The organism is Virgibacillus sp. MG-45 (assembly GCF_036409425.1).
Lineage (GTDB): Bacteria > Bacillota > Bacilli > Bacillales > Amphibacillaceae > LDC-1.
Map to the genome: position 1 here is coordinate 173,490 of NZ_JAXOFU010000008.1, position 16,879 is coordinate 190,368.

A 16,879-nucleotide genomic window follows, 5' to 3' on the forward strand; every position below is an offset into this window, starting at 1 on the left:
ATTTCTTAACATATCCAAAACAGAGATGAATGAGGAGAGGGAGGGCATAATGGGAAAATCAAGATCCTTTAAAAAAGAACTTATATACTCATTTTTAACAATTGGCTTGTCCTCCATAATTATTCTAGGTATCTTTCAAATTTATCAATTATCATCTTTAGTGAACGAGAATAAAAATAACCAAGTTATCGTAACAGAGTTCCTCGATGACTATATTGAGAGCTATGTCCATCAGCATGAAAGAATCATAAATACGATGTCCCTTAATATTTCTTCTCTCTTTACCGAAGGAGATTTCGAAAAGATTGAGCGGAAATTAAAGGATATTAAAATGAATTATCCAGGCTTTGTAAATTTATATGTAGGGGATATTAATGGTCAATCGATTGTTTTTTATCCTGATGTTTATACAGATGGTGTTAAACGTGAGCACCTGAACTTTAGCGATCGCTCGTATTACCGTGAGCTTGTGAAAACGGAGGAGACAGTGATTTCTTCTGTTTTTCATGGAAGAGGCGGAACAGATATTTTATTAGTTACGATTGCTTCACCTATATTTGATCAAAATGGAAACATGCAAGGATATATATTAGGTGCACTCGATTTAAACGAGCTTGATAAATATGTTTCCAAACGAATTTCAGGAGAGGCAAGCTATGCAGTTGTCCTTGATCAAGAAAACAATGTCATTGCCCATCCGGAAGTAGACACACGAACAGAAATGGTAAATATGTCTAACTCCAAGATTGTTCGCTACATTGCGGCACATCAAAAATCAGGCGATAAAAGTCTAACCCTTCAGGAAGAAGGGAAGGAAGAGGAATATATTACTTATGCTAAGCTGGACGATTTAGGCTGGACGGTGTGGATTGCAAACCCGTCTGCAGTGATAACAAACTCGTTTAAAAGTGCAATCTTAACGATTTTATTGTTTATTCTTGTAACAAGCCTTGTCATGATTAGTGTAAGTTTTCTGTTGACGAACCGTTTAGAGAAAACGATTCGGAGATTGCTGGAACATATTAAGCGCTATTCACGCAGCTATAAAAAGAAAGAACCGATTAAGCTGGAAAATGAAATTCGGGGACCAAAGGAAATGAAAGAAGTGCTCTTTCATTTTAATGAAATGATGAAAGAAATTGAGTATAATCGGGAAGAATTGATGGAGCTTAATACGGAGCTAGAAAAGCGTGTGCAAGAACGAACAGCTAATTTAAGAAATAAGAATCTGGAGCTGCGAGCAGTTAATAAGCTAATCACATCGGTTTCTTCACAGCGTGACCTTGCGCATTTTATCCAGCATTGCCTGCAGAACATCGAGCAATATAAGGACTACTCGATTCACGTATTGTTTAAGGAACTTGCTGTTACGAGTACCGATATACGAACAAATCAAGAATTCGAGGAATATTTAACCCAGTGTATGTATGGAACGAAGCAGCATAAAGAACCAATCTATGTCGATTCCGCTCCAAAAGGGTTTTTAGTAGTAGATCTACTTGAGGGACAGACGATTGAAAATAATGATAAGGAATTTTTACAAACGTTTGCGCGCTCGTTAGCAATTATGCTTCAGAATAAGCTGCTATATGAAAGATACCGTAACAAGCATGCTGAATTAGAAGCAGTGTTAGAAAGTATGTTTGAAGGTATTATGCTTCTAAACACGAATAAGCAAATCGAGTATGTTAACGAATTTTTCTTAAAGGTGATTACGAAAAATGATTTTAAGCATGAAAGGCTTGAAGTTTTAGATGATGTATATCACCGATTTGCTAATATGTTTGAGGTTGATCAAGCGGAGCTAGCAGCGTTTTTTGAGGAAGAAGACGGGGAACTAAAGCTAGAATATAAACATAAAGCTGGCAAGGTTGATTTCTACATGCTCCATAAGTTTTCTGTTGTTTCAGATACGGAACGAATTGGTGAAGGGCTACTCATTCGAGATATTACAAGGGAAGAGGAAATTGATACATTAAAAAACAACTTGATTTCCCTTACTTCTCATGAATTTAAGACTCCGATCACAAATATTAGAGGAAGCGTTGAAACGTTACTTCGTTCGGATGTTGAATGGGAGCCAGCGTTTCAACAGGAGCTATTAGAAGGTGTGCATGAGGATATTGAGCGAATTCAGCATTTAGTAAATGATTGGATGGATATTTCGAAAATCGAGTCAGGTACGATGTTTGTGGAACGGAACAAGATAAGGGCAGATCATGTTATTGAAAAATCGCTGGATCTCGTGCCGAAAGTTCTTCAAGAGCAAGCTACTTTTACGTTCCAAAACAAACTAACGGATCAACTGTTCTTCTACGCGGACAAGCAACGGGTACAGCAGGTTCTAGTCAATTTATTTACGAATGCCTTGCGCTACAATGATGAACCGCATAAAAAAATTGATATTACGCTAACAAAGGAAGCGGATTCCATTGCGATTATTGTGGAGGATAATGGTATCGGTATCGAGGAAGAGCATTTAGAAAAAATCTTTAATCGGTTTTATCAGGTCGATGTTACAGCAACAAGGAGATCTGGTGGAACAGGGCTTGGACTTTCGATTTGTAAAGGGATTATGGAAGCACATGAAGGTAAAATTGAAGTGGATAGTAAGCCAGGGCAAGGAAGTAAATTTACCCTTTATTTTCCATTAGAGGATGGTGCATAACATGAAACAAAAGATATGTGTCGTTGATGATGAGGCAAAGATTCTTCGATTTATTTCTGCAAACCTTAAGTCGGTAGGTTATGAGGTTACAACAGCTGGTTCAGGTGAAGAGTTTCTTGAAAAATATGATCTTATCTCACCAGATCTGATTCTACTAGATATTATGATGCCGGGACAGGACGGCTTTTACGTATTAGAAGAACTAAGGAAGTTCTCAAACGTACCAGTTATTATGCTTACCGCCCGGAGTAATCCAAAGGATAAAGTAAATGGGTTAAATCTTGGCGCGGACGATTATTTGACGAAGCCCTTTTCATTAGATGAGCTTTTTGCAAGAGTTAATGCCGTATTGCGCAGAAGTCAACCAAGCTTGAATGATCAAGCAGGCGTACCGACAGCAACCATTCAGACAGGTGTGTTAGATATCGATATTGGAAGTAAGCGTTGCTGGATGAATGGAGAAGAACTAAAGTTAACCCAAACTGAATTTTTGATTGTTGAAAAGTTAGCTTTAAATTTGGACAAGGTTGTACAACATGAAACATTGCTTTCTGAAGTATGGGGACCACAGTATCGCGATGATGTTGAATATTTACGTGTTGCAATAGCGCGCATTCGCAGAAAAATTAAGGAACGGTTAAAGCAGGAAGAGGAATATATTATTACGTATCCAGGCTTGGGATATATGCTTCGAAGTGTAAAGCAGGGCTTATCAGTAGAGTAATATGTAAATTCGATATTTTTTAATGAAAAAACAGCTTTGTCTCAACTGCACCCAAATTGTTAAACACATCTAACAATTGGAGGTGCAGTTTTTTTATTTCACAAGTAACTGGTGATAATTATCCTCATGTTCCAATTAGTGGGTGATGAAAATTCTCACCGGATAAATTTATCGGAATTGCAATTATATTTTGGAATTTAAGAACAACTTTGCTATAGTTTATCTATCATTACAAGGAGGGATTTGATGAATGCAACTGAAATATTAGCTTTAAATTCTGAAGAGGTTAGAAGTCGAAGTATTAAGGTTTGGAAAGCAATCCCCACTGAAAAGTTAAATTGGAAGCCTGATGAAACGGCGCTTACTTGTGCAGAAATAATTAGACATTTACTACAAGGGGAGTTTCTTTTTCACCAGGTAATGGTAGGGAGAAGCGGTAAGGCTCTTGCAAATATAGTCAATCCTTTTGAGGGGAAAGCGTTCATCTCAGTAGATGATGAAATCGATTTTTCTATGCCATATCGCAAAGCTTTTTTAGAGTTTATTCGATTAATTCCAGTAAATGAATTAAACAGTATAGAAATAGACCTTCTTGATGAAGGTGGTTATAAGAAAAAACTTGGAGAAATGTTGTTAAGAGTTTCTTATCACGAATCCGTTCATACAGGCCAATTATTAGACTATATGCGAACAATGGGGATTGACCGTCCAAAGATATGGGATTAATGGTTTCTTACGCTGTCTTTAGTAAAGAGCTATATGGCTACGTTTTTACTTCGGTGTGAATCTACCTACTCTTAAACATTAGCTAATTCCATCGAACGGATCATATTGTTCTATGATATAATAAACTTTTTAATGCCCATAAATTGGGTGAGGGGAGTATAAATCGGGATGAAAGTGTGTATTTAAAATAGTGGAACAAAGATAAATATGGTCTTGAAGATCAAGCAAAGGTGATAAGGATGAATCGATTTTTACAATATGATATTTGGATGTCGGGCTTGCAATGGCTCTTTTTTATTTTCGCAAATATCGTCGTTATTCCAATTACGGTTGGAACAGCATTTCAATTATCAGATGAACGCGTGGCATCCATGCTGCATTTATCGTTTATTGTGACAGGAATTGCTTGTGTGATTCAGGCAATTATTGGTCATCGGCGCCCCTTACTAGAAGGACAGTCTGGTCTTTGGTGGGGAGTTATTTTAACACTGGCTTCAAGTGCAGCAGCTCAAGGAATTCCTCTACATGTCGTTGGGGGGAGCCTATCTATAGGTATTGTTATTTCTGGGTGTCTCACAATACTTATCGGCTTGTTTGGATTAGGACCAATCTTAGCTAAGCTGTTTAATTCTGCAGTGATGGGTGTTTTCATGTTTTTGTTCGGCATTCAACTCGTCGGGATTTTTATGAAGGGGATGCTTGGAATTCCCTTTGGCGATGTTTCCTTACCAGGTGAAATTGATGTAACGATCGCTCCTTTATCGCTCGTTATTGTTACCATAGTAATTTTAATTAGTGTTAAAGGACCGAAAATATTGCGTAGGTATAGCTTGTTAATTGGAATGTGTGTTGGCTGGGTATTGCATGCAACGATTTTTGGTGCGGAGAAAACATCAATTGAGACGTCCTTGTTTGATATTGCAATCTTTCCATTAGGAAAACCACAGTTAGAATGGGGAATAATTATTACCGTTATTATGACTGGTTTATTAAATATCGCGAATACATTTGGCGCACTAAAAGGAACAGATCCGATGTATCAACGCACAACTACAAAAAAGGAATATCGGAATCATTTTGCAATTAATGGCGCATTTTCTACAGCTTCTGGACTGCTTGGATTAGTTCCATATGCCCCATATGTATCATCCATTGGATTTTTAAAGCAAACTGGCGATTTACGAAGATTGCCTTTTGTTTTAGGCGGCATTCTCTTTTTTATGATGGGGCTCATTCCTGCAATCGGCGACTTTTTTACAATGCTTCCATTAAGTGTAGGTAGTGCGGTGCTCTTTGTCGCTTATTTACAGCTTTTCGGTTCGTCCGTAGCCTATTTTAAAAACGTTGAATTTACGATTGTCAATGTATATCGGTCGGCTATTCCTGTTTTTGCAGGAGTAATTATTATGACGATGCCTGCTGGATATTTTAGTTCGCTTCCAGCTGTCATACGCCCATTAATTAGTAATGGGTTACTTGTAGGAATCGTGCTGTCACTTTTATTAGAAAATCTAGTTGATTGGGATCGTGCAGGTATAATTAAAAAAGAATCTTCCAGAAATAATTAATTTTTATTTATGCGAAATAAAAAGCTAGGACAAGTAGAAACCTTTGTCCTAGCTTTGTTAATGTTAGAAGTATGGATTATAATGCTTGATCATCGACAGCATTTAACCAGTTTTCAATCGTTTGAACGATTGATTCTACCGTTCCTTCTTCAAACGGAGATTGTAGATGTGCTGCTTCAACCAATCCAAGGAAGGATTTTGAACCACCTAACTTGCAAAGGTTTACGTAATCCTCCCAAGCTTTATCATGGTCTTCCAGGGATCGCTTCCAGAATTGAAAGGCACAGATTTGTGCAAGCGTATAATCAATATAGTAGAATGGAATTTCGTAAATATGTGCTTGACGCTGCCATAATCCCCCAGCTTCTAAATAAGACTGTCCATCATAATCCCGATGGGGAAGGTAAATAGTTTCTAGCTTTTTCCAAGCTGCTTTTCGTTCATCAGGTGTCCATTCAGGATTTTCGTAAATAAGGTGTTGAAATTCATCGACTGCAACACCATATGGTAAGAACTCTAGTCCACTTGCTAAATGAGAGAACTTGTATTTTTCTGTGTCTTCTTTAAAGAAATTTTCCATCCATGGCCATGTGAAAAATTCCATACTCATCGAATGAATTTCTGCGGATTCACTTGTTGGCCATAAATATTCTGGAATGCCGATGTTACGACTAGAATAAACTTGAAATGCGTGTCCAGCTTCATGTGTTAAAACATCAATATCTCCTGACGTTCCATTAAAGTTTGCGAAAATAAATGGAGATTGATAGTCTTCAATAAAGGTGCAATATCCACCAGCTTCTTTTCCTTTTTTTGCTTCTAAGTCCATTAGATTTCGGTCGAGCATATAGTGGAAAAATTCATTCGTTTCATCTGAAAGCTGTTCATACATTAATTTTCCATTGTCAATAATCCATTCTGGAGTCCCTTTTGGAGTGGCATTTCCACTTTGAAATTTAAAGTCTTCATCATAAAATTTCATGGAATCTACACCAATACGTTCTGCTTGTTTTTCGTAAAGCTTTGAAACGAGTGGAACAATAGAATCCCGTACTTGTTTGCGAAAGATAGCAACCATATTTGCATCATAGTCAATGCGCTGCATGCGAATATATCCAAGCTCGACGAAGTTTTTAAATCCTAGCTTTAATGCGATGTCATGGCGAACTTTGACAAGCTCGTCATAAATTCTGTCAAAGGTTTGGGCATTATTTTCGAAGAAAGATGCCCGTGCTTCTACTGCGCGTTTTCGAATAGCACGGTCCTTGTTTTGCGTAAATGGTCCCAGCTGTGCTAACGTATATGTTGCTCCATCGAAATCTATTTCAGCTGAAGCGACAAGCTTTGCATATTCGGATGTCAGCTTATTCTCCTTTTGCAGTAATGGAATGACTTCAGGCGAGAAGGCTTTCATTTCATATTCAGCAATTTGAAAAAGCTGGGTTCCCCATTTTTCTTCTAATTCATTACGAAACGGAGAAGCAACGAGCTGTTTATAAAATTCGGTATTCATTTGCTGTACTTCTGGAAGGATATCATTCCAATAATCCCGTTCCTTTTGATAAAAATCATCCTTTGTATTGATAGAAGCTCGAATGTAAACGAGATTGTACAATGTTGCAAGATGATTACGGAAGGTATTGATCTTCTCGATTGCTTTTGTTTGTTCTTCTGCATTGTTTGCTGTTTGAAAAGCAGTTAATAAATGTGTAAATGCAGCTTTTTCTTTTGCTAAATCTGGTCTTTCGTAGTTGTAATCTTCAAATTGTAGCATATGTATTCCTCCTTTTAATTAATTATATGGGATTGATTGCTGTCTATGTTGCTTTATATTTATCTATTATAAACGATAACGCTTCTTTAGCGGAAATTTAGAGAAGGATTTGTATCCTTATAGGACATCTAGTTCTAATTCTACGATATCCATCGTGGAAACATTGACTTTCTGAATATTCGATTGTAGACTAAAATGGAGTATGCAATGGATTGATACATAATATATTTGTGGGGTGAAATAATGGTCGAATCCGTAGTTATCATTGGTGCGGTTATGACACTCGTATTGCTAGTTATCGGTTTTGCACTAGCGAAAGCAGCTTCAAAGGCAACGTACCTGCCGTATTATCCGGCATTAGTAATCTTTGGTAGCGGCTTAGTCATGGTCGTATCTGCAACCATGGTGGGGAAAATAGAAATGATGGGGGCACCACTTGGCGGCTGGGGAATTGCATTTATGTTTTCTGCTGCGATTGGTACAATCATAACTTCTATTGTTCATGTTAATGTAAAAGCTTCATAAATAAGAGAAAGAGCGATGTGTATAATAAACATCGCTCTTTTTTTCTGTATTTTCATAGCGCTATTGAAATCTCGCACTATGAATGAAGGAATGTATTACAGTAGCCAAGTACTGTCATCTCGTTGTTCAACTAATTTCTGTTTCATAAGTCTTCCAAGCGCCCGTTTAAAAGCGGCTTTACTCATTTGAAATGTTGCACGTATATCTTCTGGATCGCTTTTGTCGGTAAAAGGAATTACACCATCGTGTTCCTGCAAATGATTGAGGATAATCGCTGCATCCTCGTCCAAACTATCTTGCTTTAATGGTCGAAGGGTTACATTTAACGTGCCATCTATTTTTACATCAATAACTCGACCTTGAATTTTTTCACCTAATCTTGGTTCGGTCTTTCGTTCAGAATGGTGAATAAAGCCACGGTATCCTTCATCTGTGATGATTGCTGTTCCTTCTCGACTTGTTCGATACACATGCCCCGTAACTTGTTTGTTTAAATACTCTTCTGCTGCCCATTCGCGAATGCCATTTATGACACCTTCTGTGGCAGGAAGTGCAAGTAAGCGACCTTTTCGATCCTTGCCTAATGTAACGTAAAGCTGATCTCCGGCTTGTGGCCAAACATCTTCAAATAGTGGTAAATCATCCTTTGATACAAGAAAATCCTTCGTTGTTCCAATGGAAACAAACACACCAAGATTTTGTTTTGATTCGACTACCTCTGCCCACCCGTATTGATCTATACTAATTACAGGTAAGCTCATTGTTGCAGTGATGTTTCCTTTTTTATCATGATAAAGAAACACTTTAACTTCTTCGCCTGTTTCAAGTGGTTTTGTTGCTTCATTATGGTGTAATAATGCTTCATCCAAATCTTTTTGTAATACATATCCATTTTCAATTAAACGATCTACCTGCATCGTTTCAATCGTCCCTATTGCTAAAACCAAAATGCTTCATCCTTCCATTTGTATGTATTGGAAAAGGGATACCCTTCCTTAAAAAGAGTACCCCTTTGATGTTAAAGTAACACAAACTTTTTCATTTTATTTAGCGCCTTTTCTAGAGGCGTATTCGTTTCGTTTTATAGGAAAGCACTGCTATATAGAGTTATAAACGAAATTTTTCATCGGCTTGGTAACGCTCCAAGCCTATATCCGCGGTTCATCTTCCACCGGTTTTCTAACTTAAGCAACGTAAGCCCTACCTGCTCTTACGTCCTTGCGACCCTTTAGTCGCGCCAGTGTGAATAAGCATCCTTAAAAACACTGCAGAATGCCAGCAATTGTGTTACTTTAATTGCAGTACACATTATAATCTCATATTTTGGTGGTCATGTCAACTTATTTTTGTTCCTATAAATAATGATTTTTTGCATCGAAAACCGTTAAAAAGAAATTCATGTTTTTGCTCGAGCGCATTTGGGTATTAAAGTAAAAGTAAGAAGTGCTATTAAGAACGGGAGAGGATGAAAAACATGATTCGAACAATCTTAATGATTATCGGGGCTATTGTTGTTATAGGCTGGATTATTTCAATGATATAAGAACAAATAAATAAAGCAGATACCATGATAAAGGAAATACTTCCTATATGATGGTATCTGTTTTTCTATTCATGACAAGAAATGAATACTTGTAGTGCACTGAAACGAACATCAGATTGGTTGCGTAGTTATTGTGTCAATTTTGGTAAATGAATTTCGGTTAAATAGACAAAATGTATTGCTGTATATATAATAGTAACAATATTATTATGGAGTGAAGCAGCAATGATAGCTACATTTATGGAATTAGATCCAATGTATCAAGCGTTAATCGCATCGCTTTTTACCTATGGAATGACTGCCCTCGGTGCAGCTGTTGTATTTATGAAAAAAAATATGAGTCAAAAATTCCTCGATGGCATGCTCGGCTTTGCGGGTGGTGTGATGATAGCTGCTAGCTTTTGGTCGCTCTTATCCCCAGCGATTGAGATGGCAGAAAAGAATTCTGCTGTGCCGGCATGGATTCCAGCAGCGGTAGGCTTTATGCTTGGTGGTTTCTTTTTATGGGGAACGGATAAAGTTCTTCCACATTTACATCCAGGTCTAGATATGAGTGAGGCGGAGGGAATCAATCCGAATCGGAAGAAAAGGAGTACATTGCTCGTATTAGCGATTACCCTACATAATATACCAGAAGGTTTAGCAGTCGGTGTTGCATTTGGGGCAGTGGCAGCTGGTTTGGATTCAGGAACGCTGGCTAGTGCAGTTGCTTTAGCGATTGGAATTGGTATTCAGAACCTGCCTGAAGGTGTTGCTGTTTCCGTTCCGTTACGTCGAGAAGGAATGTCGCGCAGAAAAAGTTTTATTTACGGCCAGTTCTCTGGGATGGTTGAACCAATCTCAGCTGTTATTGGTGTATTAGCAGTGACGTTTGTTGAACCATTGTTACCATATGCATTAAGCTTTGCGGCAGGTGCGATGATTTTTGTTGTTGCCGAAGAAGTAATCCCAGGCTCACAAGAAGAAGGAAATAAGGATTTAGCATCACTTGCGTTAATGATCGGTTTTACAATTATGATGATCTTGGATGTTGGATTGGGCTAAGCGTAGCCCAATCCTTTTTAATTTGGATAAATGATGCCTCTGGTTTTCTCGATGAGACTTCTTTGAGAAAGGCGTAGTTGTTTGTTCGTGCATTATTCTGGATTAAAAGATATTTAGAATACCAAGGGTAATTAATAATACAGGTGGAACAAAGGACATTCGTTCTAGTCGTTTGCTCTTGGAAAGCAGAATACCAATATGAATACCAATAGATAGAAAAAGACCACTCATGAAAGCAATCATAACAGCGGTTGTGAGGGGGGGATAACCAAGGATCGCTGCGCCGATTCCAGCAGCAAATGCGTCGAGTGCAAGTGCTGAACCAAGTAATAGCGCTTCTCCGGGTGATATGTTTCCAGACTTATCTAAGTCTGCTTGATCAGGTGTAGTAAGCACTGTTTTAATATTTTGCAGTCCAGTTGTATTAGAGTCCGTGTTTATACTTTCGGTATCATCGCGTTTAACTGTGGAGCGGATCGTGTTGTAAAGTGAAAAAAAACCTAGCGATATTAATACAGATCCACCTAATGTTTTTGCTAGCTCTGGAGAAATAAACGTACTAAGCCATCCTCCTAGCGTCATAGATAAAAGAACGATAATTCCAGAGCATGACATAATAATTGCTAACGCAGATGCAGGTACTTGAATTTTTCGCATTCCATAGCTAATACCAACACCAAAACCATCTAAACTTACAGCAATAACAAGTAGTAACAATCCTGTATAATATAGCATAGCACCATTCCTTTAACTTTTACTTTCTTTAATTGCTAACTATTGTATGGGAGAGGATGGTCTTGTGTTTGGGCGGATCAATCATTTTTTTGCGTAAGGGCAACAAATAGAGCTATTGTACTAGATGAAAATAGAGAAGAATTCAAGCAGTGTGGAATTTGTGTTACATTTATAGAGATATGTTTTGAAAGAGAGGATTTTTAAACATGAGTAAAACAGTTGTATTAGCAGAAAAGCCTTCTGTTGGTCGTGATATCGCTAAAGTGCTTCAATGCACGAAAAAGGGAAACGGCTATTTTGAAGGAAAACAATATATCGTAACATGGGCACTAGGACACCTTGTTACACTTGCAGACCCAGAGGTATATGATGATAAATATAAAACGTGGCGACTAGAGGATTTACCGATGCTTCCACCGCGTTTAAAGACGATTGTCATTAAAAAAACAGGCAAGCAATTTAATACGGTAAAAACGCAATTAAATCGTAATGATGTATCGGATATCGTTATTGCTACAGATGCAGGAAGAGAAGGAGAGCTTGTGGCGCGCTGGATAATAGAAAAAGCGCGTGTGAAAAAGCCTGTAAAACGATTATGGATTTCGTCAGTTACGAATAAAGCGATTCAAGATGGATTTCGCAAATTAAAGCCGGGTTCACAATATGAAAATTTATATGCATCAGCAGTAGCGCGTTCAGAAGCTGACTGGTATGTTGGTTTAAATGCAACCCGAGCGTTAACAACGAAATTTAATGCACAGCTTTCAAGTGGACGTGTGCAAACACCCACACTAGCCATGATTGCTGCTAGAGAAGAAGAAATTCGTAGTTTTCAGCCGCGGTCTTTCTACGGTATTCAAGCAAAAACGAATAAGGGCTTTACATTAACGTGGCAGGATGAAAAGGGAAATCATCGCACGTTTGCAAAAAACAAAGCAGAGGATATTGTCAATCAGGTCACTGGAAAGAAAGCAGTAATCGAAAATATAGAAAAGAAGCATAAGAACAAGCATGCACCACAGTTATATGATTTAACAGAACTACAACGGGATGCCAATCGAATATTTGGATTCTCAGGAAAGCAAACCTTAAACTTGATGCAACGTCTTTATGAACAGCATAAAGTGCTCACGTATCCACGAACAGATTCACGCGTTATCTCTACGGATATTGTGCCAACATTAAAGGAACGAGTCAATGCGTGTGGCGTTGATCAATATGCAAAAGCGGCACAGCGAGTGCTCAAGCGAAAGGATTGGAAGCTACCCAAATCGGTTGTAGATAATGCCAAAGTAAGCGATCACCATGCCATTATCCCAACAGAAGAGTCTGTCATTTTAGAGGATTTGAGCGATCAGGAACGGAAAATATATGACCTTGTAGTTAAACGATTTTTAGCTGTATTGTCCGCGCCTTATGAATATGAGCAAACGACAATCCTCGCAAAGCTAGGCAGCGAGACCTTTACTGCAAAAGGAAATAACGTCATTTCAAAAGGCTGGAAGGCAATCTATGATGATCGCTTTACAGAAGATGAGGCAATCGATGAACAACAGTTACCCTCCTTAAATAAGGGTGATGAACTGACGGTTGCTAAGCTACATCTTACAACTGGAGAAACAAAGCCTCCCGAACGGTTTACAGAAGGAAGCTTGCTTCAAGCGATGGAAAACCCTTCCCGTTACATGAGTAATGATGAAAAGCACTTAGCAAAAACATTAAACCAAACAGGTGGTCTCGGTACGGTTGCAACAAGAGCAGATATCATTGATAAGCTCTTTCATAGTGCCATGATGGAAATGAAGGGGAAGTACATTTATTTAACATCGAAAGGAAAGCAATTGCTTGATCTCGTTCCAGAAAAATTACGTTCACCAGCTTTAACCGCAGAATGGGAGCAAAAGCTGAGCAAAATTGCCGAAGGAAAGCTGGATAAAAAACGCTTTATTGCGGAGATTCAAGCTTATACAAAAGAAGTTGTTACGGAAATCCAATCAAGTGGTGAGACGTTTAAGCATGATAACATAACAGGGACGAAATGCCCGGATTGTGGCAAGCTAATGCTTGAAGTAAAGAACAGGAATGGGCGGATGCTCGTATGTCAGGATCGCTCCTGTGGGAACAAAAAGAATATTGCCAAGGTAACGAATGCGCGCTGTCCAAATTGTCATAAACGAATGGAGCTTCGCGGCGAAGGAGAAGGGAAGATGTTTCTTTGTAAGTGTGGCCATCGTGAAAAACTCTCCACCTTTAATAAACGAAAAGAACAAGAGAAAAAAGGGAAAGTTTCGAAAAAAGATGTGAATAAGTATTTAAAAAAGCAGGATGATGGCTTTAAAAATAATGCTTTGGCTGAACAATTGGCTAAGCTTAAAAAATAACAGGAAAAGAAAAAATTTGAAGTAGCATTGATTTTTGATGTATGTGAAAGAAGTGAGCATACTTATAATCTAGCGTAGCGCTATTTCTAACAGTGCATTTATGATGGGCATGTTTAACATTCCTTAGAACAAAGCGGTTTACGAACGACGCCCTTATCGTATATCATGGAAGGGTATAATAATGTTATCATTTAGGGAGGGAACAATTTCATGGCGTTTGTTATATTAGATCCATGCCGGCAGGAAAAAGCTGCTGAATGTGTCAGTGTATGTCCGGTTGACTGCATTGAAGAGGGCCCGGATCAATTTTATATAGATCCAGATATTTGTATCGATTGTGCTGCCTGTAAAGCAGTGTGTCCTGTAGATGCAATTGAGGAAGAATATGATTTAACCCCTGATCAAGAAGTATACTTGGAAAAGGCAGAAGCCTTCTTTGCCAATCGATAGAAGTTACATGAAAACGAACAAAGAAGAAATCCCGCTCTCTATGAAAGCGGGATTTCTTCTTATATAACGCTATTTTAGGTTCGAATTTTATTCTTCTGTTACCTTCTCAGCAAGCTTACTGGCAAGCCACCGCTTTGCTGTTTCCTCATCCACCTCATACACTTTTCCTTCACGCAATAAGTCGCCATGATAGGCAGTTTGAACATTCATTTTTACTTTCACCATTGTTTTTTTCTCCTTTTTACATACTACTGCTTTAATTATAGCTGTTTTTCAAGTGTTTCGCTATTTCATTTCATTATTTCGTATGAGCTGACCGATTGCTTTGTTAACATCCGTCGTAGGTGCTTGGCAGGCAAAGTTTTCACAAATATAAATCGTCGTTTGATCGTTTAATTCAGGATAATTTACCGTGAATGGTGCGATATTCTCTAATTCCGTAATGCTTTCAGCTGCTAAAATTGAAGCTTCAGGTAAGAAGGTTTGGTGAAAATCACGGAAAAATTTTATTCTATTGGGATCTGTCTTTTTCCCGAGAAGAATAATCTCCTTTGATGCAGATTCGGTCAACAGGATGGTTTGCATGAAAAATGCGCTCGCTGATGGATTAAGATGTAAATCAGCATAAAACGTATCGTACATTTCATCCACACATTCTAAAAAAGTCGATATCCCAGTAAGGTGCGCCATGCGTACAAGTATTACTGCAGCTACACTATTCCCTGATGGCAATGCACCATCATATACTTCTTTATCCTTGGCAATTAAGCTTTCGCCGTCTTTTCCAGTAAAAAAGAACCCGCCATTATCCTTGTCCCAAAATAAATCGATCATGGAATAAAGTAAATCTTTTCCCTTTGCTAAATAGCAAGGAGTATAGGTGGCATTGTATAATTCGATATATCCCCATGCTAGAAAGGCATAATCATCTAAATATGCTTTGTGCTTTGTTTCTCCATCACGATAGCGTGTGAAAAGCCGCTCGTCTAGGAAGAGATTTTGCTCAACGAAATGAAGTGCATTTTCTACTGCCTTTGTATAGGAGGATTCATTAAAAACCTTTCCAGCATTCGCAAGCGCAGCAATCATTAGTCCATTCCATGCAGTTAAAATTTTATCATCGACGTGTGGATAAACTCTTTTTTCTCTTGCTTGCAAAAGCTGGCGACGTGCAAATGTAAGCTTTTCATTCAGTGCATCGACGGTTAAACCATGCTGCTGGGCAACCTTTTCCATAGAAATACCGATTTGATTAGGAATGTTTGCCCCCTCGAAATTTCCGAATGGCGTTATGTTAAAAGCATCGGCATATAATTGACCAAGCTCTTCACCAAGGATATCGAATATTTCTTCATCCTTCCATACATAATATTTACCCTCTACCCCTTCTGAATCAGCATCAATAGCTGAGTAAAAAGCTCCCTTCTGATCGGTCATCTCGCGCATCACAAACGCCACGATTTGTTCGGCAATTTTTTGATAATCTGTCTTTTTCGTAATCTGGTATGCTTCCGTATACACCATTAATAAAAGGGCATTATCATAAAGCATTTTTTCGAAATGCGGAATGAGCCATTTTTCATCGGTTGCATACCTTGAAAAGCCAAAGCCGACTTGATCATAAATGCCACCCGCGGCCATTTTCTCTAACGTTCGTTCCACCATTTGCAGCGCGGTTTTGTTTTCGGTAAAGTGCGCATACCGTAGTAGAAATAATAAGTTTTGAGGCTGAGGAAATTTTGGAGCTGAACCAAATCCGCCATGTGTTAGATCAAATTGCTTTTTAAGCTGTTGAAAGGCAAGATCAGCTGTTTCGATGGATAGCCGTTTTCCGCTTTTTTCTTGAACTGTTTGTGCTAAGGCTTGTTGTACTTGTTCCGTTATCTTCGTAATTCGTTTTGGATTTTCTACATAGCTATGGTGGAGCTGTGTGAGTACCTCCATTATTCCGGGTAGCCCGTGCTTTCTTTCTCTCGGAAAATATGTTCCTGCATAAAAGGGGATTTTATCCGGTGTCATAACAATGGTTAACGGCCACCCTCCATGACCGGTCATCATTTGACAAACCTTCATATAAATAGAATCTACATCTGGACGTTCTTCTCGATCGACCTTGATAGAAATATAATATTTATTTAAAAGAGCTGCTACCTCTTCATCCTCAAAGGATTCATGTGCCATCACATGACACCAATGGCAAGTGCTATAGCCGATTGAAAGAAAGATAGGCTTATTTTCTGTTTTTGCTTTGAGAAAAGCTTCCTCTCCCCAAGGATACCAGTGGACTGGATTGTCGGCGTGCTGAAGTAAATATGGAGATTTTTCATTTATTAATTGATTTAGAGCCAATTCATATCACCCGCTTCGTTTATCGTTATTTTATCTTACTGGAAAGAAATGATTGTAGCAATTGAAAAAGGCAGGAGCGTCTGACTTGAGTGAACAGCACCCAAATTCGAGCGAGAAGCCCCCAAATTCGATCAAGAACCTCCAAATTCGAGCGAGAAGTAGCTCAAATCGATCGAGAAACAGCCAAATTCGAGCGAGAACCTCCAAATTCGATCGAGAAGCAGCCCAACTCGAGCGAGAACCTCCAAATTCGAGCGAGAACCTCCAAATTCGATCGAGAAACAGCCCAACTCGATCGAGAAGCAGCCAAATTCGAGCGAGAACCTCCAAATTTGAGGGTAGTGTCAAGAATTCTGTGTAAGCATTATTTTTTCATTCTCCGTCAAGAAAAT

Annotated in this window: 13 protein-coding genes; 8 read left to right on the forward strand and 5 right to left on the reverse strand. The window is 38.5% G+C overall.

Features of this window, described 5'->3' with window-relative positions:
• Positions 1 to 49 precede the first annotated feature (49 nt).
• From SPK86_RS10555 to SPK86_RS10570, 4 genes are all read left to right on the forward strand, one after another.
• Positions 50 to 2,668 carry a sensor histidine kinase gene (locus SPK86_RS10555; RefSeq protein WP_330949329.1) on the forward strand — a complete coding sequence of 873 codons (2,619 nt, stop codon included), beginning with the start codon at positions 50 to 52 and terminating at the stop codon, positions 2,666 to 2,668.
• A gap of 1 nt (position 2,669) precedes the next feature.
• Positions 2,670 to 3,392, forward strand: a complete 723-nt coding sequence (locus tag SPK86_RS10560) for a response regulator transcription factor (protein WP_284139191.1) — start codon at positions 2,670 to 2,672, stop codon at positions 3,390 to 3,392.
• Between the two features lie 246 nt (positions 3,393 to 3,638).
• Positions 3,639 to 4,118 carry a DinB family protein gene (locus tag SPK86_RS10565; RefSeq protein ID WP_284139192.1) on the forward strand — a complete coding sequence of 160 codons (480 nt, stop codon included), beginning with the start codon at positions 3,639 to 3,641 and terminating at the stop codon, positions 4,116 to 4,118.
• Between the two features lie 239 nt (positions 4,119 to 4,357).
• On the forward strand, positions 4,358 to 5,686 hold the full coding sequence (locus SPK86_RS10570; protein ID WP_284139193.1) for a uracil/xanthine transporter: 1,329 nt from the start codon (positions 4,358 to 4,360) through the stop codon (positions 5,684 to 5,686).
• 76 nt (positions 5,687 to 5,762) lie between these two features.
• Here SPK86_RS10570 and SPK86_RS10575 read toward each other — a convergent pair whose 3' ends face one another.
• Positions 5,763 to 7,460 carry a M3 family oligoendopeptidase gene (locus SPK86_RS10575; protein ID WP_330949330.1) on the reverse strand — a complete coding sequence of 566 codons (1,698 nt, stop codon included), beginning with the start codon at positions 7,458 to 7,460 and terminating at the stop codon, positions 5,763 to 5,765.
• Between the two features lie 243 nt (positions 7,461 to 7,703).
• Between SPK86_RS10575 and SPK86_RS10580 the strand changes: the two genes are divergently transcribed.
• Complete coding sequence (locus SPK86_RS10580; protein ID WP_284139195.1) at positions 7,704 to 7,985, forward strand: hypothetical protein; 282 nt, start codon at positions 7,704 to 7,706, stop codon at positions 7,983 to 7,985.
• Positions 7,986 to 8,080: 95 nt separating this feature from the next.
• On the opposite strand, the gene SPK86_RS10585 is transcribed toward SPK86_RS10580, so the two are convergent.
• Positions 8,081 to 8,932, reverse strand: coding sequence for a CvfB family protein (locus tag SPK86_RS10585; protein ID WP_330949331.1), 852 nt, complete (start codon positions 8,930 to 8,932; stop codon positions 8,081 to 8,083).
• An 821-nt stretch (positions 8,933 to 9,753) separates the two neighbouring features.
• Between SPK86_RS10585 and SPK86_RS10590 the strand changes: the two genes are divergently transcribed.
• Entirely contained in the window at positions 9,754 to 10,572 is an 819-nt protein-coding gene (locus tag SPK86_RS10590) for a ZIP family metal transporter (protein WP_284139196.1), read from the forward strand.
• A 102-nt stretch (positions 10,573 to 10,674) separates the two neighbouring features.
• On the opposite strand, the gene ytaF is transcribed toward SPK86_RS10590, so the two are convergent.
• A complete protein-coding gene (gene ytaF / locus SPK86_RS10595; protein ID WP_330949332.1) occupies positions 10,675 to 11,307 on the reverse strand; it encodes a sporulation membrane protein YtaF in 633 nt (210 codons plus the stop codon).
• 206 nt (positions 11,308 to 11,513) lie between these two features.
• On the opposite strand from ytaF, the gene SPK86_RS10600 reads away from it, so the two are divergent.
• Together SPK86_RS10600 and SPK86_RS10605 are read left to right on the forward strand one after the other, a co-directional pair.
• Entirely contained in the window at positions 11,514 to 13,688 is a 2,175-nt protein-coding gene (locus SPK86_RS10600) for a DNA topoisomerase III (protein ID WP_330949333.1), read from the forward strand.
• Between the two features lie 210 nt (positions 13,689 to 13,898).
• Entirely contained in the window at positions 13,899 to 14,138 is a 240-nt protein-coding gene (locus tag SPK86_RS10605) for an indolepyruvate ferredoxin oxidoreductase subunit alpha (RefSeq protein ID WP_284139199.1), read from the forward strand.
• A gap of 87 nt (positions 14,139 to 14,225) precedes the next feature.
• On the opposite strand, the gene SPK86_RS10610 is transcribed toward SPK86_RS10605, so the two are convergent.
• Both SPK86_RS10610 and SPK86_RS10615 read right to left on the reverse strand, forming a co-directional pair.
• Entirely contained in the window at positions 14,226 to 14,363 is a 138-nt protein-coding gene (locus SPK86_RS10610; protein WP_284139200.1) for a hypothetical protein, read from the reverse strand.
• A 60-nt stretch (positions 14,364 to 14,423) separates the two neighbouring features.
• A complete protein-coding gene (locus SPK86_RS10615) occupies positions 14,424 to 16,487 on the reverse strand; it encodes a thioredoxin domain-containing protein (RefSeq protein WP_330949334.1) in 2,064 nt (687 codons plus the stop codon).
• Positions 16,488 to 16,879 lie beyond the last annotated feature (392 nt).

Excerpts from the sequence above, each read along its gene's own strand:
- SPK86_RS10555 (WP_330949329.1), top strand. The coding sequence starts at position 50 with ATGGGAAAATCAAGATCCTTTAAAAAAGAACTTATATACTCATTTTTA.
- SPK86_RS10560 (WP_284139191.1), top strand. The coding sequence starts at position 2,670 with ATGAAACAAAAGATATGTGTCGTTGATGATGAGGCAAAGATTCTTCGA.
- SPK86_RS10565 (WP_284139192.1), top strand. The coding sequence starts at position 3,639 with ATGAATGCAACTGAAATATTAGCTTTAAATTCTGAAGAGGTTAGAAGT.
- SPK86_RS10570 (WP_284139193.1), top strand. The coding sequence starts at position 4,358 with ATGAATCGATTTTTACAATATGATATTTGGATGTCGGGCTTGCAATGG.
- SPK86_RS10575 (WP_330949330.1), bottom strand. The coding sequence starts at position 7,460 with ATGCTACAATTTGAAGATTACAACTACGAAAGACCAGATTTAGCAAAA.
- SPK86_RS10580 (WP_284139195.1), top strand. The coding sequence starts at position 7,704 with ATGGTCGAATCCGTAGTTATCATTGGTGCGGTTATGACACTCGTATTG.
- SPK86_RS10590 (WP_284139196.1), top strand. The coding sequence starts at position 9,754 with ATGATAGCTACATTTATGGAATTAGATCCAATGTATCAAGCGTTAATC.
- ytaF (WP_330949332.1), bottom strand. The coding sequence starts at position 11,307 with ATGCTATATTATACAGGATTGTTACTACTTGTTATTGCTGTAAGTTTA.
- SPK86_RS10600 (WP_330949333.1), top strand. The coding sequence starts at position 11,514 with ATGAGTAAAACAGTTGTATTAGCAGAAAAGCCTTCTGTTGGTCGTGAT.
- SPK86_RS10605 (WP_284139199.1), top strand. The coding sequence starts at position 13,899 with ATGGCGTTTGTTATATTAGATCCATGCCGGCAGGAAAAAGCTGCTGAA.
- SPK86_RS10610 (WP_284139200.1), bottom strand. The coding sequence starts at position 14,363 with ATGGTGAAAGTAAAAATGAATGTTCAAACTGCCTATCATGGCGACTTA.